Annotated in this window: 17 protein-coding genes and 1 pseudogene; 4 read left to right on the plus strand and 14 right to left on the minus strand. The window is 58.1% G+C overall.

Features of this window, described 5'->3' with window-relative positions; all coding sequences use genetic code 11:
* Position 1: 1 nt before the first annotated feature.
* Together Q2941_RS10925 and Q2941_RS10930 are read right to left on the minus strand one after the other, a co-directional pair.
* Complete coding sequence (locus Q2941_RS10925) at positions 2-1,435, minus strand: Wadjet anti-phage system protein JetA family protein (RefSeq protein ID WP_458192461.1); 1,434 nt, start codon at positions 1,433-1,435, stop codon at positions 2-4.
* 1,460 nt (positions 1,436-2,895) lie between these two features.
* Positions 2,896-3,405 carry a hypothetical protein gene (locus tag Q2941_RS10930; protein ID WP_458192462.1) on the minus strand — a complete coding sequence of 170 codons (510 nt, stop codon included), beginning with the start codon at positions 3,403-3,405 and terminating at the stop codon, positions 2,896-2,898.
* Positions 3,406-5,454: 2,049 nt separating this feature from the next.
* On the opposite strand from Q2941_RS10930, the gene Q2941_RS10935 reads away from it, so the two are divergent.
* The 3 genes from Q2941_RS10935 to Q2941_RS10945 are packed head-to-tail and all read left to right on the plus strand — an operon-like array spanning position 5,455 to position 8,313.
* Positions 5,455-6,156 carry a response regulator gene (locus Q2941_RS10935; protein ID WP_458192538.1) on the plus strand — a complete coding sequence of 234 codons (702 nt, stop codon included), beginning with the start codon at positions 5,455-5,457 and terminating at the stop codon, positions 6,154-6,156.
* A 17-nt stretch (positions 6,157-6,173) separates the two neighbouring features.
* Positions 6,174-7,637 (plus strand): type II and III secretion system protein family protein, encoded by a 1,464-nt coding sequence (locus Q2941_RS10940; RefSeq protein ID WP_458192463.1) that lies wholly within the window; start codon positions 6,174-6,176, stop codon positions 7,635-7,637.
* A 10-nt stretch (positions 7,638-7,647) separates the two neighbouring features.
* A complete protein-coding gene (locus Q2941_RS10945) occupies positions 7,648-8,313 on the plus strand; it encodes a CpaD family pilus assembly lipoprotein (RefSeq protein WP_458192464.1) in 666 nt (221 codons plus the stop codon).
* A 239-nt stretch (positions 8,314-8,552) separates the two neighbouring features.
* Here Q2941_RS10945 and Q2941_RS10950 read toward each other — a convergent pair.
* The 12 genes and pseudogenes from Q2941_RS10950 to Q2941_RS11005 form a co-directional block, all read right to left on the minus strand.
* Positions 8,553-8,707, minus strand: a pseudogene (locus Q2941_RS10950) (IS1595 family transposase); the annotation flags it as partial.
* 366 nt (positions 8,708-9,073) lie between these two features.
* A complete protein-coding gene (locus tag Q2941_RS10955) occupies positions 9,074-10,111 on the minus strand; it encodes an EscU/YscU/HrcU family type III secretion system export apparatus switch protein (RefSeq protein ID WP_458192465.1) in 1,038 nt (345 codons plus the stop codon).
* Positions 10,108-10,935, minus strand: coding sequence for a type III secretion system export apparatus subunit SctT (sctT, locus tag Q2941_RS10960; RefSeq protein ID WP_458192466.1), 828 nt, complete (start codon positions 10,933-10,935; stop codon positions 10,108-10,110). Before sctT ends, Q2941_RS10955 begins: the two co-directional genes overlap by 4 nt.
* Before the next feature lie 11 nt (positions 10,936-10,946).
* The gene (locus tag Q2941_RS10965; RefSeq protein ID WP_458192467.1) at positions 10,947-11,222 is read right to left on the minus strand and encodes an EscS/YscS/HrcS family type III secretion system export apparatus protein; all 276 of its coding nucleotides are present in this window, start codon (positions 11,220-11,222) and stop codon (positions 10,947-10,949) included.
* A 2-nt stretch (positions 11,223-11,224) separates the two neighbouring features.
* Positions 11,225-11,890 (minus strand): type III secretion system export apparatus subunit SctR, encoded by a 666-nt coding sequence (gene sctR, locus Q2941_RS10970; protein ID WP_458192468.1) that lies wholly within the window; start codon positions 11,888-11,890, stop codon positions 11,225-11,227.
* Positions 11,883-12,992 (minus strand): type III secretion system cytoplasmic ring protein SctQ, encoded by a 1,110-nt coding sequence (gene sctQ / locus Q2941_RS10975; protein ID WP_458192469.1) that lies wholly within the window; start codon positions 12,990-12,992, stop codon positions 11,883-11,885. Before sctQ ends, sctR begins: the two co-directional genes overlap by 8 nt.
* Positions 12,992-13,525 (minus strand): hypothetical protein, encoded by a 534-nt coding sequence (locus Q2941_RS10980; RefSeq protein ID WP_458192470.1) that lies wholly within the window; start codon positions 13,523-13,525, stop codon positions 12,992-12,994. The genes sctQ and Q2941_RS10980 overlap by 1 nt, the downstream gene beginning before the upstream one ends.
* Complete coding sequence (gene sctN, locus Q2941_RS10985) at positions 13,501-14,859, minus strand: type III secretion system ATPase SctN (RefSeq protein ID WP_458192471.1); 1,359 nt, start codon at positions 14,857-14,859, stop codon at positions 13,501-13,503. The genes Q2941_RS10980 and sctN overlap by 25 nt, the downstream gene beginning before the upstream one ends.
* On the minus strand, positions 14,856-15,479 hold the full coding sequence (gene sctL / locus Q2941_RS10990) for a type III secretion system stator protein SctL (RefSeq protein ID WP_458192472.1): 624 nt from the start codon (positions 15,477-15,479) through the stop codon (positions 14,856-14,858). Before sctL ends, sctN begins: the two co-directional genes overlap by 4 nt.
* Complete coding sequence (locus tag Q2941_RS10995) at positions 15,476-16,108, minus strand: nodulation protein NolU (RefSeq protein ID WP_458192473.1); 633 nt, start codon at positions 16,106-16,108, stop codon at positions 15,476-15,478. Before Q2941_RS10995 ends, sctL begins: the two co-directional genes overlap by 4 nt.
* Before the next feature lie 12 nt (positions 16,109-16,120).
* Positions 16,121-16,975: a type III secretion system inner membrane ring lipoprotein SctJ gene (gene sctJ / locus Q2941_RS11000; RefSeq protein WP_458192474.1), complete on the minus strand. Its 855-nt coding sequence runs from the start codon at positions 16,973-16,975 to the stop codon at positions 16,121-16,123.
* Positions 16,976-16,980: 5 nt separating this feature from the next.
* Positions 16,981-17,499: a nodulation protein NolB gene (locus Q2941_RS11005; RefSeq protein WP_458192475.1), complete on the minus strand. Its 519-nt coding sequence runs from the start codon at positions 17,497-17,499 to the stop codon at positions 16,981-16,983.
* Positions 17,500-17,690: 191 nt separating this feature from the next.
* Between Q2941_RS11005 and Q2941_RS11010 the strand changes: the two genes are divergently transcribed.
* A complete protein-coding gene (locus Q2941_RS11010) occupies positions 17,691-18,386 on the plus strand; it encodes a secretin N-terminal domain-containing protein (protein ID WP_458192476.1) in 696 nt (231 codons plus the stop codon).
* The last annotated feature ends 964 nt before the right edge of the window (positions 18,387-19,350 follow it).

Raw genomic sequence — 19,350 nt, forward strand, 5'->3', positions numbered from 1 at the left:
GTCAGGCCCTTTGCGAGATCTTGTGGTCGACCGCGAGAAATACCCCGTTCGAACGGCGCTCATCTCCAGGTGAGACGGTCAGGCCGGTTTCGACGCCGAGGCTTCGGACGACCTCGACGGCCGACATCGCCGCGAGCAGCTGGCGGGCATCCCCGACAGGCATTTGGGTCACGGAGGTCGATCCACCGCCGGACAGCACCGCGGCGTTGACGCGGCTAACGACTTCCTTGGCCGGTATTGCGAAGGCCGCGGTCATGGCGTTGCGGATGTCCGCCGCCAGCATTTCCTCTCGCGACGGCTTCTTGCGGACGATCTTGGTCGGGGTCCGGACGCGATCGGCGCGTTCTGCGATCTTGAGGTCTGCGGGGTCGATCAGATCCGCACGGAGCGGGAGGAGATGGACGAGCATCTCCCGACAGAGGTCGTCGCGTTCCTCGTTGCTTGCTGCGGCGAACATGCCGGCGAACCTGATCAGCGGATCGTCGTTGCCGGCGGCGCTTAACTTGATCAGTCTGCCGATGAGGATCGCGTAGTTGGTCGAGAACTCTCCGACGACCCGGTGCAGCTCTTCATGTTTGATGTCGCGAGTTGATTCCACGACTCTACGGATCCGCGCCAGCATCCACGTATGCAGGCGCTCGCCATTGGCCTCTTCTTCTAGTGCCGGATGCTCGTCGACGATCTTCCGATCCGCAGCTTCCAGCGTCGTGGGATTCATCCCCGCGATGTTTTCGGTCAGATCCACGATATCGGAGGCGTGATTGTAGATGTTGTCGCTGTCGAAGTAGCGCGAGGCTCGCTTGTCGAAGTCGTTCACGCCCAGCATGTATCCCGCGAGCGCTTCCTTCGAGGTGGAAAAGGAGTGGCCCATAATGCGCCGCTGGTGCTCGGTGAAGAGGTCTGAAACCTGACAAACGTCGTCGAATATGGTCGACGCGTACTCATATGCGTCGACCAGATATTCGTGATTGCCTTCCTCGAGGAAGGCCTTCAATGCTCCCTTGCAAGCGCGCACGCTGCGTTGGCGCGCTACGGATGTCTTGCGCCGGGTGTCGGCGAACATCTTTGCGATCCGTTTGCCTTCCGGCGTGAAGCGCCACAACACCTTCAGGAATGAAGAGTCGTTGTACTCCTCGAGCATCCCGAAGCGCTTCAGGCGTCTGCGCACCTTGTCGGCATACTCGCGGTCGTCGCCCGCGCCGTCCAACTCCTCGTCGCCTTCTTCGCCAGAGAAGATTAGAGATCGGTTCTTGTCCAGAGAGCCGACGATGATTTCCGTCAGAGTGGGGCGATCGAGCATAATGTCGTAATCGGCGTTCACGCCGAGCGTGCGTTCGTAGATTTCCGTCACCACTTCGAAGAATACGGCGCGATGTCTGCCGGTGAACGGCCGGAATATGTCTACCCGTGCCTTGGAGAGAAAATGTTCCTGCATAAAATGCTATTACCAACACAAGAATGCACAACACGAACGAGCAACCCTATGCGCCCGTCTCGGTCGAGACTAGACCGAACCGAGTGAGACATGGCGTCGCCAGTGCGCTACAAAAGTCTCGTTCGGCTTATCGGGCAACCATCAGGGCTGCCGGGAGAACCATAGAAAGGCTGCACGCTCTAGCTGAAATGGAACAAAAATGGAACAATAGGTCAAGCCGGAATCGCCGACATGAGTCGAAGGTCTATTGGGCTACAGCGCCGCCTCGTCCACCCGTAGACGTATTTCACGGCCTTGACAACTTGATCTCGATCGGCCTCCGCGATTGCGAATTCCTGCCGCAGGTGAATCGCTCGGAACGACGACGATCGGCAAGGAGCCGTTCCCGATCTGGGCGGCCAAATCGGCTCTTACTGCGCGTCAGCCGTGTGGCTTCACGGCGCGCCAGTTCGCTGCCATAGGACCGAAGACAACCTGATCGGGATCTGCGCGTGCGGCTTCGATTTCTTCGTCGGTCACCGCGAAGCGTAGGAAATTGCCGTTCTTGTCGCGCAGACAAGAAACAGTCTGCCCGCCAATCGACGCGCCAACGCCTAATTTCGCGGGGGCCGCCACGGTTCACTAGAAGGAATACGAGGGAGGTGACCACTCAACACCCAGCACAGTAATTGTCGACCTTAGCGGGATTGCCATGGACTGGGACGGCTCGGCTATGTGGGCCGCGTCCCGCCAATCAATTCCTGTTCGGCGCGAGATACTTCTATCCTCCAATAGTCCTATTCGTTCTTGCCGCTCTCCAACACCGAATCGCTTCTCTCTGGGAGTGTTAGTTCGAAATGACTGTTGGACGTGTCCCCATACGCTGCTAGGGAAGCGCCTGCTCACCATGATTCCTGGCTGAAAGTAACGGAAGTCCTATGTCGCTGCGTATGATCCCGGCGTGGCGGATTTGCTCCCGCTGAAGCGATGAGAGCGTCGTTCAGGCGCACACTCGGATCTCACGAGCTCTCTTAAGTGTGAACAAGAACCGGGGAGCATTCCTCGAGGCCTCTGCAGGTGAGCGCTGGCAAATGCGCATCGATCGCAAGGCGCTAACGCGAATTCGCGCAGGGTAAGAATAAATCGTACTTGCATCGTCAGTCCAATTGACCGGATCGCGCTCCGCGACAGGGACGAGAAGCTCGCGGGAGTGGCTTCAGAGCCCGGCGTTATGGAAAGTGCTGTTGCACCTCGATCATCGACCTATCGTATGAGTTGCTCTCAAGTGCTTCAGGGAGCGGATTTGTTGTGACAAACTATCTGTTCATCCCTTTGGCCTTCACCAACAAGTCGCTTTGGATTGACGGAACATCAAACACCTGCTCGCGATTCGCTATCATCGTCGAGCAAGGCGTAATGCCCATTCACGTCGCAGCGGGTTCTTCGGAAATGGCGTGATGGGAGCCGCCCCCGGCGCGGCGTCACTTCGGTGGAGCAGCGTCAGGCCAATCAGTGAACTCCAACTCGAATCGACGGGAACCGAAAGGTTTGGTCGTGAATTTGACGGTCTTTCCTAAAAGAGCCGCCAACGAGCCGGATGCGAACTTAAATACCGTCTTACCCGAACCTGCGATGCCGGCAGCTCTGTTGTCCTCCATGACCGAGGAGCCTATCCCCTCCAGGAGCTGGCCAACAGCAAATCCTTCGAGCGCGCGGTGAACATCGAGAGAAGTCAGGTACGTCCCTTTCTCACCGTCCCACTCGCTAACCGATATCGCCGTAATTCCCGCGTCCTTTAACAGCCCATCCGCGACCCGACAGGTGTATTGAAGGCTGACAATGATGTGCCCATTCCGATCGCCTACCGGCTCTCGATCAGTCCCGTCTATAGTGCAATCATAGCGTCGGATGGAATCCGCAATCGCAACCGTATTCAGCCCCAGAAAACCGAAAACGGAACCTAGTACAACATGGAGAAAGGGCTTTTTCATTGCGCGCACTTCGCGGATATGACTCCGGAATGGTGTACAACTTGACGCTACGACCGATTCAAGCTCATTTGACGCGTTGGCGCTCCTAACGTTGCACCGGCATCATTCAGGGCTGAACCGAACGATAGGCACGCAAGTGCCAGCTGAAATCCAAAGCTTGATAGGAACCCTCGACCCAAGATGTACCGATGAAACCTATTGACGGTGCGAGAGAGGCGGCACTCGCGTCCAATCAGGCAACTACATCCGACTCAACAACCCGGAATCTATGGGCAAAGAACGCCAGCGCAGCGGCCTTGCGCGCTTCCCGAAAGCGCTGACCGAGCTCCTTGAGTAGAGGATGTGAAGTAGAGGGTGTGAAGTAGAGACCATGATACGCTCTTGGATCGTTGTGGGCCGTCAGGATACGTATGCAGATCAATTTGTCCTCGGGGCTAGGAAATGATCTCTAGAATGATCTGTAAACGCATCACATCCGCGAGGCGGCGGCAGCTTCAGAAAACGTTACAAGGCCTGCATCGGGGATCCGGCCGCTGATCTCGCTGTACAATGTGTGGAACCATGAGAATTGGATAAGCCCTGCTCCCTTGGTGGAAGATGCGGCTACCCGACAGCTCCCTTGTCCCGCGCGCGATCGATTTGACCATCAAATTCAGAAGGCGCACCCGTGATCAGTAGCCTCGCTCTAATGACCACCCCGCGAGAGAGCCGCCGGCTGCCGAAAAAGCCGCTTGATGAAGTTCAACCCGGTGCGAGTGAAAGCCTTCGCTTACCTTGATCCAGGGAAGCGCAATACGGTAGCCGTCGAACTTGATCTCGTGGAAATAGCCGCCTTTCGGCACCCTGGTCCGCGGGGTTGCGAGCTGGGGTTAGATGAATCCCGGTATCCCCGGTGACGCGGCCGAGCTACGGGATTTTGGACGACTACAGACACATATTCACTGAGGGGCTTGAATCGTACGTAACGTCAGATTGTATGATTTCAGACGAGGTGTCGGCGGCATGTAGTCGAGCCAACACTTCCTGACATGGAACAAGAATTGCGAATGTCTCAAGCTCTAAACCTCGCAACTACCGTATGCGTCACGACCCTCAAGTTCTTCCCTCGAAGTTCCGATCTGGTCCATCCGCATAAGTGGGCTCCCCCACCGCTCCTTTCAGTCGGCACAAGAAGACTGATTCAAGGTCGTGGCTCACTGTCTTCGCGTCGCCATTGTGCGACAGGAACTGCAGGTCAGTCAAAATTCGACAGCCGATCGCCCCGCTGCGCTTCGTCACAAGGAGTGGGATGCAGGCAGCGAACCGGCCCTTGCGCGAAGCGCAATGACATGGGTGCGGGACAGAACCGCAAACGGTTCTGTGTTCGCCAGGGGATTGCAGCCTCGCCGGCTGTATATGACTCAATGCCGGGATGACCGGCTTCGGCAGGTGTCTCATCGCCCATCCAGACGCCTTTTGTCCGGCTGCGCCGCACCGACTATTTCGTCCTGAGTTAGCTAGTTTCGGATCGTCGGCCAGCCGCAAGGTATGATCTGCCCCATGTGTCAACGCTTGCAGTTGCTATGACTGAACGATGCTGCAGGCGATCGATGCATAGTGAGACGGGCCGCGGGCTAAGGGCAACATCGGAAGCCCCAAATGTCGGTTTCTCGCGTCAATTCAGCTGCAAGTGGCAGCTATTCTCTCTTGCTTGCTTATGTCTGCGCCTGTAGCCGACGTTGATATTGCCTTGGCAGGGCCGATGACAAAAAGCAGCGCCTCGATTAGAGCCCAGAGACGCAAGAGCGCTGCAATGCGCCGCGGTGTCTTGAATCATCTGCGCAGGACAAAGACCACATTGCTCGCCGCCAATGACGGACGCGATCCGCTGCAAGCGGTTGAAATCGCCAATGGGCTGACAGCCGATTTGATCAAGGTCGTCGGCAGCCACTCTTCCTTCGCTGATTCCCGACTTCCAACGTTTACGCTGAAGCGCGGTTATTCAATTTGGGCCGACCTCAGGGTCGGGGGATGTGCTTGTTGCCGGCGTAACTTGAAGAGGCGATGAAAATGCGGACCCTACTGGTTGATCATCATGCAGATCTTACGCAGACCGTGCAAGAAGCGCTCCTGGATTGCGGTTTCGCCGTTGATGTCACACGCACTTTGGATGAGGCGACGGCCGCCCTTGGTTGTGCGCACTATGATATTCTCCTTCTCGAGTTGGTTCTGCCGGATGGAAGCGGCCTGGACTGGTTGAAGCAATTGAGGCGAGACGGGCATTCGATGCCTGCAATCATGATGAGCAGGCTCAACGAGCTTGGTCGGCGGATCGCGATTTTCAACGGCGGTGCGGACGATTTCCTGCCCAAGCCCGTGTCTACCGATGAACTCATCGCGCGGATGCGGGCCATTTTGCGGCGATCAACGCAAATGACTGCCCCCGTCGTTACATTTGGCAATCTCAACTTCGATCCGATCGGTCGCCAAGTTTCCGTTGGTGGTCGGCCATTAAAAATCGCGCGCCGCGAAGTGTGCATGCTCGAGCATCTGCTCAGTCGTGCGGGCCGCACCGTGCCGCGCGCGTCACTGGAAGATAGGCTCTATGCGTTCGACAATGAGGTCTCGACCAATGCACTTGAAGTCAGCATCTATCGCCTGCGCGGGCATTTAAGTGAGTCGGGTGCAACTCTACGGATCAAGACTGCTCGGGGCATCGGCTACATCCTTGAATTGGATGGCGTCACATCGGCAGCGCAGCTCGTCGATTGAAAGCAAGGGCTGCCTTGATGGTCGTTCGTAATAATGATTCTGGTGGCGTTCGACAATCGATCGTCATGAGCCCGTTATGGTTTACTGTCTTTCCCTGTCTTTCCTATCTCCTATGCGCAGACATCCTGCTATCTCCACGCACCGCTGCAGCCCAGATACAGCAGGATGTTAGAGGGGACCCGTCGCGTACCACTCCCGACAAAACCACGGGCACGCTGAACCTCTCCCCCTCACTCGGGAAGACAATTCGTCTATCCGCGCCGGCCGCGAGCATCTTTGTAGCCGACCCGACGATCGCAGATTTTCAGGCGCCTTCGAACAAGACCATCTTCGTCTTTGGCAAGAAATCCGGGCGGACCAGCTTGTTCGCCTTGAACGACAACGGCGAGACCCTCGCCGAGTTACGTGTTGTCGTCACGCAACCGATCGAGGATCTGCGTGCCATGCTGGAGGCCCAAGTCGGTGACTATCCGATCCAAGTCAGCTATACGCCGCGCGGTGCGATCCTTAGCGGAACCGCGCCCAATGCCGAGATCGTCGACACTGCGATGAAGGTTACGGAGCAATTCCTTGGTTCCGGCGCGGTGATAGTTAATAAGATCCGCGCGGTCGGGTCGCTGCAGGTCAATCTGAGCGTGCGCGTGGCGGAGCTCTCGCGCAGCGCAATGAAGGAGCTCGACATCAACCTGTGCACGTTCGGTCAAAACGGCACTTTCAGCGTCGGCTTGATCAGCGGCAGTGGTTGTAGTTTCGGCGCGGCTAAGGGCGGCGGTACGGCAAGAATCGGATTCGGCACTGGTAGCATGAGCGTCGGGGCAGTACTTGATGCGCTCGCCAAGGAGCACCTTGCTTCCGTGCTGGCTGAACCGAATCTCACCGCGATGTCCGGCGAATCAGCGAGCTTCCTGGCCGGTGGCGAATTTCCTATTCCGGTCTTGCAGGACAATCGTCAAGTCTCCGTCGAATTCCGCCACTTCGGCATCAGCCTGGATTTCGTGCCGACCGTTCTCAGCAACAATCAGATCAATATCCGCGTAAAGCCCGAAGTCAGCGAACTATCAACACAAGGTTCCGTCAGCATCAACGGCATTTCGGTGCCTGCCCTCTCCACGCGGCGTGCCAGCACCGTTGTCGAGCTCGCCAGCGGTCAAAGCTTTGCAATCGGTGGGCTAATCAGACGCAACTTCAACACTGATATTCATACTTTTCCTTGGCTGGGCGATGTGCCGATCCTCGGCGCGTTGTTTCGCTCGTCCTCATTTCAAAAGGAGGAGACGGAACTGATTATTATCGTCACGCCTTACGTCGTGCGGCCAGCATCGAGCCGGAGCAAGATGAGCGTACCTACCGATCGCATCGGACCGCCATCAGATCTGGGACGCACTCTTACGAACACGTTGGCAAGTCAGCCAAAAAGGCGCGGCGCTCCCCACAGCAGCGCACCAGACGCACCAATCGGTGCCGGCTTTATCATCAAATGAGGATGGCTGAATGACCTTGCGAACTGTGTGCCTTCTGATCTCTATGACGGCAAATGTCGGCGGCTGCACAAGCAGTGCCCCGACTTATGTCGAGCCGACTGCGCAAGCGATCCTGGTCCGCCCGCAGACCAGCGTCTTATTGTTAAAGAGCTTTCGAGGTATCGAACGGCAGCATCTTCGTGATTTCATTGCGCGTGCCAGCCGCGGCCGGCTTGATGCGGTCCGCCTCAATATCATCGGCTCGCCCCGGCTCATCGCGCAGGTCGCCAGTCAGGCCCGCGCAATGGGCGTCGACGCCTACAATATCCGTCTGAATGGCCCGCGCATCGTCAAGCACGAGGGCTTCGCCGTGCAAGTCGAGGCGATTGTTTATGAAGCGCGCCCTCCCGACTGTCCACCTGTTACAATCGCCGGTCCATCGGTAAATGACAATTCTTTCGATGAGACGCTTGGCTGCTCGATCCGCAACAATCTGGCGGTGACGGTCAACGATCCGCACGACTTGCTCGACAATGAGGCTGTCGCGGCGAGCAACGGCGATCGCGCGGCGCTACCCGTTGCCAGCTACAGGACCTTCACGACAGGTGATAACAGCAGTCGGGAACGTGGGGCCGACAGCAGAGTATCTTCACAAGCCCCGTCAACGGGCACCACGGATGTACATCCTTCCCAATAGCGAAATATCGTTCAATGAGGTGAAGGTAACTTTCACCGCTCGCCTGATCGGTTTTCACCCAGCATGCCGAAGTCGACCAATCCTGGGTTCGTGGATGGCGCCTGCTGAAGTGCGCGGCGCCGCCCCGTTCCGCGACCGCGTTTTGGTTTGGTCCTGGTGATATTGACCTGCCCGGATCGGTTGTTACTATTTTCGTCCCGGGCGGCGCGACAGCGCCCCATACGATCCTGGGCCGGTCACATCGCGCCGTCGCGCAGCTTGTGCGGAATCTGAAATGCCATTTCGTAGCGCTTGGGCGGCGCTGGAACTGCACGGCCGAGACGCCAGGTGTTTGGCTGGAGACGAGATACGCCGCCCAGAACCAAACACTGATCGAGGCATGCGAGCGCTCGAGTGTGGCCGGTGCGCGCGATGAACTTTGTCCGCTTGCAAGCAGGATAGCGATGCAATCCTTGGATTGTACTCTGTGTCCCCAATCGATCGTGTCAAAAAAACGCGGGCGATCGACCGAAGATACTCCCGCTCACTACTTCCTGAAAATCCGTTCCGACGCATTCGATGAGCGCGACGGGCGTCTTGTTTGATGCCGATCTCCATCACGTTAGCAACGAGCCTGAATATTTCCTATCGGACACAAAGGCATCCGGCGGCGTATGACGTGCTTGGCCGCAAGCCGAAGCATTTTACCGAACTTCGAGCGATCTCCATCGGCTTGACATTAGCGTGGGCGTCAACCGTATAGGCGTTCTTGAACTGTGACCTAGACCTTTCCGGCGGCATAGAGTGCTTTCGCGACAGCCGGGAAATACTGGACGGGAACGGCCTTACCCAGCTTGGTATTGCGGATGAGCTGACGTGTCAGGGCATAGTCATCGACAATGCTGAGACGAAGCGCCCGGGCCTCAGCAAGCAGCCGCGAAGCGGCTTCGCCCTCGCCGCCGCAAACCAAGATCGGCACGCCGGTCTCGCCGCGAACATAGCGCAGCCCGGCCAGCATCTCCTGCCCTCTAAAAATCAACGTGGCGCGATGCAGACCGAGCGGCCGTTCATTCGCCGCTTCCTGTCGGAGGCGACGGTGTTCACGTTTCAACTCCGGATTACCCTGCTGCTCTTTGGACTGTTGCTTTGCCTCGGTCTCAGTCATGCGCATGTCGCGAAAAAACAACCAGCGCTTGATCAGGAGATCGACCAACCCGCCGATCAGCAAGGCACCGGCACCAATCCCCATGAGCAGTTTCAACTCAGTGAAGACGAGGCCGACACAGCCCATGCCGCAGGCCGGGAGATTCACCAGTGGCTTCCAGGTGCCAATCACGACCGGCAGAAGGCTGGCGCCGAGGAGGAGCACTTTAAACAGCCCCTCCCCAAGCTCTATTAACGAACGCACAGAAGCGATGCGCTTTAAGCCTTTGATGGGATCCATGTTCTCCAATTTCGGCTTCATCGGTTCCAAAGAGAAGACTAGTCCATGATTGGCCAGGAGCCCAGCTAGAGTGGCCGCGACGACGACAGTTCCAAGGAGCGGGCCGACGATCGCCATAGCCAGTTCGGACAATGCGCCAAGCGCCTGCTGGACCGCGATGTTGAAAGGCAGACCCAGCAAGCTGTCGACCAGTCGCAGTGCTGCGTGCAACTCTTCCTCTATGTGGCCTGCTTTTAACCAGAGATAGCCGAGACCGGCGCAAGCACCGACCGCGCTCACGAAACCTGAGCTGCGCGGAATCTGCCCTTTCTTGCGGGCGTCGTTTAGCTTCTTGGCAGTATGAGGAAGCTTCTTCTCTTCACTCGTTTCGCTCACTTCAGCAGCCTCTCGAACCATTCAAGGACGGTGTTGGGCCTCGACTGTGTGATCTCCGATTCCATGTATTCGATGAGATAAACGGTGTAGGTGACCATAACGATCGCAAAACCGACATTCTTAATCGTCGGGGAGAGATCGTTGAGCTTGAATTGTGGCACCAAACGCCCGAGCATCATGACTGATACGTCAACCACGAGCAGGAAGGCCACTACGGGCCCCGCGACCAGCAAACTTGTTCGCATGATGTGGTCGAGCAGCCCTAGCAATTCCAATGCCCCTTGGACGGTCAGGGTGGGCAGAGTCCGATACACCGGCCAGATCAGATAGCTGCCATAAAGGCAGCTGATCATAGCCTGCAGGCCTCCTGATACGACGAAGATCGTGATCGCAGTGATCCCAAGAAACAGTCCTGTCGCCGAAGACTGGCTGTGCGTCGCGGGATCGGCCGAAGCGACCGCGCTGGTGATGCCGCGTTGAGTGTCGATGATTTCACCGACCGCCTGGATGCTCCATAGTGGGATACCGAGCAGAATGCCGAGTAGCAGGCCGACGAACAATTCCTTCAAACCGAGCAGCGTCACCCTTATCAAGCGAGTGTCCGGATCCAGCGCCTGTAGGCCGTCCTTGATTTGCATCAGGCCCGGTAGTCCAATCGCAACCGCCAGGCAGCCGCGGATCAGGCCGTTGATCTGCGGGCGCGTAAACACAGGAAGGACCAGCATAATGCCCAGGGCGCGGGCCGCACCAAGACCGGCTGCTGCGACGAGCTCACTGACCGCCAGGATTAGACTTTGAATCTCGGCGAGCGCCATGCCATGCATGATGGGGACCGCTAGTAGCTCGCCGTGAGGGCGGGAAACTCGGTGAAGATCTGCTTGGCTTGTTCGATGAGCGGGGCGCTCAGCACAGGAGAAAATAGAGCAATCACCGCGACAACCACCAGGAGCTTCACGGTGAGCGGCAGGGTTTGATCCTGGAGCTGAGTTGCCGCCTGGATGAAGTCGACGCTCAGGCCGAAAACCACCGCTGCGATGAGTGGTGGCAGAACCCAGATCATGAAGATAACGAGCGATCGGCTCATATGAGTTAGAATGCTGGCATCACTCATGGTCAACCTCCCGGTGTTGCGTAACTCAGCACCAGCCCGTGCATGAGTTTGGACCAGCCATCGATCGTGATGAATAGAAAGAGCTTGAAGGGGACCGATATCACTGTTGGTGATACCATTGACATTCCCATCGCCATCAGAATCGTCGTTACGATAAGATCGATGGTGATAAACGGAAGATAGAGAAGAAAGCCAATTTCGAAGGCACGCTTGAGTTCCGAGATTAAAAACGATGGCACAAGAATGACGAAATCATCAGCTGCGGCGCTGCCGCGCATCTCTTCCGGCCAGACGTGTTCGGTCGAGGTGAGGAAGAACTTGCGCTGCTCCTCGTTGGTGAACTTCTTGAGATAGTCCCTCAACGGCTCCCTCCCCTCTTTAGCGGCGGTCACCCAATCATCGAACGTTTGGTAGCGGAGCTGCGGATCGGTGATGCGATTATAGGTCTGCTCAAGAACGGGCGCGCTAACGAAGGCAGTGAGAATCAACGCCGCGCCATAGAGAACGATGTTCGGTGGTACCGGCTGCGTCCCGAGCGCGCTGCGGACCAGGAAGAGAACGACCGATATCTTTACAAACGCAGTGGTGGTAACGGCTGCAAACGCCAGCAGGCCAAGCCCGGCTGTGACTGCAAGAAGCGCCAGGATTCCTGGCTGAAGGTCAGTCATCGCGCGCCAACCTTCCGCGGAGTCTGACGCCGAGCTCGTCGCCGATACGTACAATGTCGCCACGTCCTATGCACTGGCCGTTGGCAACGATATCGACCGGACCGTCGATCGGCCGGCCAAGTTCGAACACATGGCCCTCGCCGATACTCCTCAATGCTCCCAGCGGGATCGGCCAGCGGCCGCATTCGAAGACAAGCGTGACCTCGATATCGTCCAGATCGGTTTCTGATCGCAGTTGCTGCGATTCGTGCCGCGCCGTCATTTGCGCATACTCCAGGCTTCGCCGGGGCCGGAATGGCCCCCGCAAGATCAGACGCTCGCCGGCAAGATCTGCGGCAGCCCATAAGCTGCCTGCAGTGAGGATAATCTGGCCGCGGGCAAAGGGTATTACATCCGGCAACAGGGCATCGCCGGCACGGGCTTTACGAAGAAGCGCGGCGGAAATGCGGAGCGAGCCGATCTCTCCCGCAGCTATGACAGGCAGCTCTGCAGGAAGCTTACGCGGCTGTCGCGGCAATTGGCCGAGCAGCTCGCCTAGCGCGAGGAAGGCGGACGGTATCGGACCATCAAGAGGCGAGAACAGGAACAGGCGACCTTTGTCCCTCAAGGGACCGTAAGTAATGCTGAATTCGAAATAGGGACCTGGCGTCTTGGCCCTGTCGACACGGAGAAGCTGCACGCTCTTTTGGGTCTCCATCTCCAGTCGAGCAAGCAGCGGTTCGAGTCCTAGTTCGAGAACAAGCGAACGACTCGGCTCCGAGGGCAACCCAAGGCCGCTCTGCACTGTCGAGATCAGCGCCTCCACAAGCGGACGGGGTAACGACAGGACCACCGTTTCGTCTCCGACGCCCCAAATGCAGTCGAGCATCGAAATGCGCGAAGGCTCCTGCTGCCAGACAAGCCGGTCCATCTGTACCGATAGCTGGTCATTGCCAAGACGGACGTGCAAGAGCACGCGGGGGGCCGCGATCTCGTTGAGCAATGAGACGACAACGCGCGAAAGAGTGAGCGGCGGTTTGAATGTTGCGTTTCTGCCGACAGTATTTTGCGGCGGTTCCGCAAGCTGGCACGTTGGTGCAACCATAAGACGGCTCGCGACCATTAGCTCGGCTCGGCAGCGACATGGGGTTGCGCCCCCCTCGCATACCGAAGCAAGAGCTCATCATCGGAATCTATCTCTACTGCAAGTTCCGAATGAGCATCCAGCGCGCTTCGGACGTCGTCCTCGATTTGTTGCCATTTGCTCGTCGCCGCCGAGCATTTGGCCCAGCGCGCCCGCATTTCGGATAGAGCTGCTTCGGTCTGCTGTTGAGCTGTGCGAGCGTCAGAGACTTTCCCACGTCTCAACGCGATCTCCGCTGCGAGCGGCTCAAGGGCGATGTGGAGACGATCGAATGCCGCAACTGACAAGCTATCGGGCGATAGCACAAGTTGGTAAAGCTCCGCTTCGATCCTTGCCCGGTGTTCCTCTGCAATTGCAAGATCGCTGAGAGCTTGCTCCGCGGCCAAGGCAGCGATGCGGCACTTGGCTTGCGCGTTGGACAAGTCACTACGCGCGGCGCGCTCCCGCATATCCTTTACAATCAGTAATCTTGCGGCGTGAACAAGATTCACGCGATCAGACGCGACATCCATGCGACGGTCTCCTCGAAATCGGATTTCTCATCTTCGCGCTGGCGCAAAAAATCCCTCAGATGGTCGATCGAGGCGACCGCACGGTCGGTCAGCGCATCGTTGCCCGGCTTGTATTCGCCGATCCTAATCAAGAACTCGGTCTCGGCGTGGCGCGAGAGCAGTTCACGGAACAAGGATGCCGCCTTACGATGCTCCACAGACACGACCGCATCCATGACGCGGCTGCGGCTCGATAGCACATCAACGGCGGGGAAATGCGCCCGCGCCGCGATAGAGCGGGAGAGAACGACATGACCATCGAGGATGCCGCGCGATTCCTCGGCAATCGGATCGCCCGCGCCGTCACCTTCAACAAGGACGGTATAGAAGGCCGTGATTGAGCCCCGCTCAGCCATGCCAGCACGTTCCAGTAGCCCTGGCAGCATGGCAAAAACGGAGGGAGGAAAGCCTCGGCGGGTTGGTGGCTCACCCGCTGCAAGGCCGATTTCTCGCATTGCGCGGCTAAAGCGCGTTAATGAATCCATGATCAGGACGACTCGCAGGCCTTTTTCGCGAAAATATTCGGCGAGCGCCGTTGCCATATGTGCGCACTGAGCCCGTTCCATCGCCGAGCGATCGGAGGTCTCAACAACGACGACAGTGCGGCGAAGGGCCTCCTCCCCAAGGTGCCGCTCGATGAACTCACGCACTTCACGTCCGCGTTCACCTATCAGAGCGACTACAGTGACGTCGGCGGACGCGCCTTTCGCGATCTGTGACAACAGCGTCGACTTGCCACAACCAGGATCTCCATAGATGCCGATCCGCTGGCCCTCGCCACATGTCAGAAGACCATCCAAGACACGGACGCCGAGTGGCAAGGCCCGCTCGATAATGCGCCTTGTCATTGGGTTGGGGGCTTTTCCACGCAGCGGACGAGTTTCAGTCGTTTTAATCGGGCCCTTTCCATCGATTGGACGGCCGAAGCTGTCGATCACACGGCCAAGCAAATCCGGACCGACCGGCACTTCATGCATTCGTCCTGTGGCCACGACTTCTGCGCACCTGGAGAGGCCTGCCACGTCGCCGATGGGCGTGAGCAACACGCCATCGTGCAACAGACCGATCACCTCGGTTTCGAGCGACCATCCCGTGCGCGGATCTCGCAACAGACAAAGCTCCCCGATACGAGCGTCCGGCAGGACGGCATGGAGCAGTGTGCCGATGGCCCGCGTGATCCGTCCCCGTACGGCACGCGTATCGATGTGCTTTGCCGTAGATCTCAGACATGAGAGAGCCACATCGACGGTCCCATCGGCAGCGGGATCGTCATGCTTTGACAATCCCGTTGTCATCGTTCGCCTTCCTCAGAATTCACCCCAAAGCCGCGGTGCAATGCGCGAAGCTGCGCCGCAAGCCCCAGATCGACATTTCCAAATTCGCTCAACAGCACGCATTCCTGCGGCGACAGCGCCGGATCCGCTTCGATCCGAACCTGCGGCCGGCCCTCCCGCCCGTCGCATGCAGCGAATTCTCGGGCGATCTCGTCGGCTTGCATCGGAGCGACATGAAGGCAAACTGGCCCGCTACCGTATTTTCGCCCGATCGCGTGACGCACGGTCCTTACCAGCATATCGCCCGGATCGAAGGCACCCAGCAGTTCGCTCACGATCTCCATCACGAGCTGAGGCAATTCCTGCTCCAGAACGGCCTTTCGCCGAGCCACCTCGGCGGCTGCTCGCGCTATCAGCTGTGCCATTTCCCCAGCGCCGGCGTTCAAGCCCTCCGCATGGCCGCGCTGGCGCTCCCGCTTATATGCTGCGCGCCCCCAGCTGCGCACCCGCTTCAGATGCCGCTCAGCCGCGGCGCGGGTCTCCATGGCACTGTGCCAGATTTCGAGCTCTGTTGCCGGTATCAATGGCCCGAGCGGTCGAATCTGCGGAGCGGCGGGCGCTGCGGTGTCATCGGCTGTCATACTGTTGGGATCTCCGTTCCCAAATGAGCCACCACCAAGGAAAACAAACAGCCTGCGGCAATGCGGTGTTCAGTCGCCGGACCTTCGGCAGCGGTCCCGACGGGCAAGCGTAGAAGTACGCGGTCACGGTTCGGTGCTGGATGCTCGTCGAGCCAGGCACCAAGACAGCCATGTCCATCGTATTCGATCTGGTGCGCGAGTTGCTCCGGACCGGTAACCGATTCGGTTGCGATCGCATGCGCCATATGTCGGATACCGAACGCGTGGGCTTCAGCGCCGATACGTTCGATCAGAATGGAAAGCTCATGCTTTGATACGAGCTTCAGCAGCGAACGTGCATGCCAGATGCTGCCAGCGAGCAGAGCAGCCCGACGCGGATCATGTCCGAGCAGAAGGTCTGGCTCCCAATTCTTTCCGTTCAGGTCCACTTCATTATCCAGCAGCAATCGGACAAGTCTTAGCTGCAGCCTGGAACTCTTCTGCAACCGCGCCAGCGTCGACGCAGACAGGACCGTGTCAAGACGTGCGGCAAGGCGGGTCGGATGAGCCGAGCCAGCAAGCTCGGTCAGGCTCACGGAAGGTGATTTGAACGAACGATGACATTCAACAGATTGCATCGGTACCGGCATCAGAATGCTGTCCTACGCGGCATCGCGGATCTTTTTGACGTCGATATCGGAAACACCAGAGCGACCTCCGATTTTGATTAGTTCGCGCAAGGACTGTTTCAACTGGTGGCTACGGCCACGCACTAAAATGTAGCATAGCCCACCGAAGAGGGCAGCGAAGAGACCCATCGCGACCGCAAGCCACGACGTTGGGATGGATTTCGATGCTCGTGCCATATCCGTCACTGGGGCAGGCCGTTGCTCACGTCGTTCGACCGGCACGAAAGCGACCGCCACCTTATCGTAAGACAAGCCTTCAATGCTGTTGGCGACGAGCATCTTGATCTGCGGCAGTAGATTTGAGAGGTCCGCATTGGCGTCGTGGCGGATGAAAACCGACGCCGAAGATGGCGTAGCGTCCTGTCGCAAGAGTTCGTTCTTCGGTAGAACAACATGGACACGCGCTGAGCGGACACCATCGATGTCACTGAGCGTGCGCGACAATTCTTCGCTCATGGCATAAACGTAACGCGCACGTTCCTCGGTCGGCGAGGCAATCAGGCCTGATCCTTTGAACACGTCACCGAGGCTCTTGAAGGACGGGTGCGGCAGCCCCGCGGCATTGAGCACGTCGATCGCGAAAGCAAGCTGCTTTTCTTCGACCTGGATCGTATTGGTTCCGTCTTTGGCGGCAACACGGACGGCATCGACGCTGTTGTTTAGGAGGAGCGCGAGCATCTCGTTTGCCTCGCGCTCCTGTATTTTCGTGTAGAGATCGGCCTTGCACCCGACCAGGGCAAGGACAAGCGGCAGCACAACAAAAGCATGAAACCGCCGATTGGATCGACGATCGCGGCCGCTTTCGCGCTGATCGAACCAATCATTCACGTCACTCAGCCCGCTGATAGCAGCTTGTTCAAAGATGAGCCGGCGCTATTGGTACTCTTGGAGACAAGAGAAACCTCAATCGCGTTGTTGTAGATGCCTTTCAGATGGGTCACCATCGTCGAGAAACCATCCACGCCTTGCGGTCCGCCCGGAATAGACGTTCCCGTCGTACCCGGTTGCAATAAAAGGGGCTGCTCCGCTGGTCCAGGATGGACAACTTTCGGAAGAGTTGCTCCATCACTGACCGCGACGGGCGCAACCGCGTTGCCTCGATATAGCGAAGAAAGTTTCTGGAGGACACTCTCTCCCAGCGGTCCCGTCTGCGTTGTTGTGCGCTGGACCTCCGATGGCGGGCCGAGGGCCAGCGTTCTATCTGTCACTGGCGGTGCAGCATGACTTTGATTTGGAGCCGCCTGTAGAAGAGCCCGCTGAAACTCGTCCTGCTCGCCCGCCGGTGTCGGAGAAGAAACCTTGGACAGTCCGTCGGTCAAACCAGGAGGGATCGGCGCAGCACCCAACTTCATGCAAGAACTCGTTGCTCCTTCAATATGGGATCAGGCTAGCCGATCGCTACCCTTAATGGGTCAACATCCTGGAGAGGCAAGCTGACGACGAGCTGACGAACTCGGCGCAGATGCCGTCATCTAAAAATCACATGTAACCACCAACGTAGAACGAATTTCAGTCCTTAGGTCTTCAGCCGCAAGAGGCGAGAATGCTCATTCGATCCACCGTGCTGGACATTCTGAAGAGAGCTATGTGCGTCGGAGTATTCGTTGGCACCGGAATGGACAGGGCGCCCGGCGCATCTCTGTCATTGCCATCCACACCTTACAGCTATACGGTTCTCGATCAGGAACTTTCTGCCGCGCTGCAGGAGTTCGGCAACAACCTCAATATCAAAGTCAACGTTAGCGCCGAGGTGAAGGGTCGCGTTCGCGGGCGCATGCCGGATCTACCACCACGCGAGTTCCTCGACCGTTTGACCAATCTGTATAATCTTCAATGGTACTATGATGGACTCGTGCTCTATGTGTCTGCTGCAAACGAAGCGCAAAGTCGTCTGCTTGTACTCACTCCGATCAGCTTTGATTCGTTCAAAGCAACGCTCGATACACTCAACATTTCCGACGATCGTTACATCGTGACGCCAGCCCCGGAAAATGGCCTCGTCCTGGTCGGTGGTCCTCCACGTTTTATCGCGCTCGTCGACCAGACGCTTAAGGGTCTAGTTGCGGAGGCGCAGGCGCGGCCACGCGCCGCCGAGATGCCGCCGCGGGATTCGGTGCTAATGTTGTTTCGTGGTTCCTCGACAATGGTCATTCGCGATGGACGACCCGAAGGCCCGTATTCGTCGGACGTGCTGCGTCAGGACGGTATCGCGCCCGCACAAGGGGCGGGTCAGCGATGACATCGAGGATAAAGCAAGCTGAAGGCCAGCGGCGATTTGTGATTTCCCCCTTAAGGCTCGTCAGCTTCTCGAAAGCAACTCCTCCTAAGGTCTGAAGAAGTCGAATATCTAGACGAGCGCTGCCGCCAAATGACCGCAATGGAATTTTTGGCGGTTGCTTGCGGGCTGCGGCTGAACGCGACCGCCCTCTTTATTATGCAAATGGTCTTCTTTGAAGATGAGCTCGAGCCACCTCATAGTAAAGGAGCGACAGGATGGATGTTAACCCAGTCAACACACCCAACGCGAGTCCACAAGGCAGCTCATCCGCGCACTCGCCCGCGGATCCAACGGGCTTCGAGCACCAGCTCAGCGAGCAGGAACATGGTGCTGCGCCACATGCTGCAACCCCGCCAGTGCGGCAAGGGCAGCCCTATTCACCATACTTCGACGTCGGGCATCCCTATTCGCCCTACCTTGACACGGGGCATTCTCATTCGCCACACTTGAGCTTGGAGCATGAGCAGCATGCGCCAGCCGCGGATCGCCCCGGACCATCATCGGGGGTTGGGGAGCCCTCTGCCACGGTCGGCGATTCAGAGATGTATGATGTCTCGCATGCTGTTCCCAGCAACTTTTCTCACCACACCCAGCCTGCCCCGGAGGGGATGGTCGACAAACTGAGTCACTTGGGCCTCTTGCCGGACCATGACCAGCCGAGAATGAGCTACGTGATCCGGGGTGAGCGCTACACGGCCGAGTTGGGGCCAGGGGGGCCCAATGACGTTCATCTCATCCATCACGATCGAAGTGCACAGACGAATGAAGCCGGGCCATCGCAAGCCAGGCCCTCGTCGCCCGCTGGGGCTGCGCCGCCGGAACTCGGAAATCTTGTCGATGAAAACGGACATCGGGTGAGCGCCAACTGGGTCTTCGCCGGCCAGACGGCCTCGCCCGCCCAGATCAATATGCTAAGAAGCGCAGG

This window comes from Bradyrhizobium sp. UFLA05-153 (assembly GCF_054185185.1).

Bases quoted from the DNA above. Each gene is read 5' to 3' on its own strand.
- Q2941_RS10925 (WP_458192461.1), bottom strand. From the start codon at position 1,435: ATGCAGGAACATTTTCTCTCCAAGGCACGGGTAGACATATTCCGGCCG.
- Q2941_RS10930 (WP_458192462.1), bottom strand. From the start codon at position 3,405: ATGAAAAAGCCCTTTCTCCATGTTGTACTAGGTTCCGTTTTCGGTTTT.
- Q2941_RS10935 (WP_458192538.1), top strand. From the start codon at position 5,455: ATGCGGACCCTACTGGTTGATCATCATGCAGATCTTACGCAGACCGTG.
- Q2941_RS10940 (WP_458192463.1), top strand. From the start codon at position 6,174: ATGGTCGTTCGTAATAATGATTCTGGTGGCGTTCGACAATCGATCGTC.
- Q2941_RS10945 (WP_458192464.1), top strand. From the start codon at position 7,648: ATGACCTTGCGAACTGTGTGCCTTCTGATCTCTATGACGGCAAATGTC.
- sctT (WP_458192466.1), bottom strand. From the start codon at position 10,935: ATGCATGGCATGGCGCTCGCCGAGATTCAAAGTCTAATCCTGGCGGTC.
- Q2941_RS10965 (WP_458192467.1), bottom strand. From the start codon at position 11,222: ATGAGTGATGCCAGCATTCTAACTCATATGAGCCGATCGCTCGTTATC.
- sctR (WP_458192468.1), bottom strand. From the start codon at position 11,890: ATGACTGACCTTCAGCCAGGAATCCTGGCGCTTCTTGCAGTCACAGCC.
- sctQ (WP_458192469.1), bottom strand. From the start codon at position 12,992: ATGGTCGCGAGCCGTCTTATGGTTGCACCAACGTGCCAGCTTGCGGAA.
- Q2941_RS10980 (WP_458192470.1), bottom strand. From the start codon at position 13,525: ATGGATGTCGCGTCTGATCGCGTGAATCTTGTTCACGCCGCAAGATTA.
- sctN (WP_458192471.1), bottom strand. From the start codon at position 14,859: ATGACAACGGGATTGTCAAAGCATGACGATCCCGCTGCCGATGGGACC.
- sctL (WP_458192472.1), bottom strand. From the start codon at position 15,479: ATGACAGCCGATGACACCGCAGCGCCCGCCGCTCCGCAGATTCGACCG.
- Q2941_RS10995 (WP_458192473.1), bottom strand. From the start codon at position 16,108: ATGCCGGTACCGATGCAATCTGTTGAATGTCATCGTTCGTTCAAATCA.
- Q2941_RS11005 (WP_458192475.1), bottom strand. From the start codon at position 17,499: ATGAAGTTGGGTGCTGCGCCGATCCCTCCTGGTTTGACCGACGGACTG.
- Q2941_RS11010 (WP_458192476.1), top strand. From the start codon at position 17,691: ATGCTCATTCGATCCACCGTGCTGGACATTCTGAAGAGAGCTATGTGC.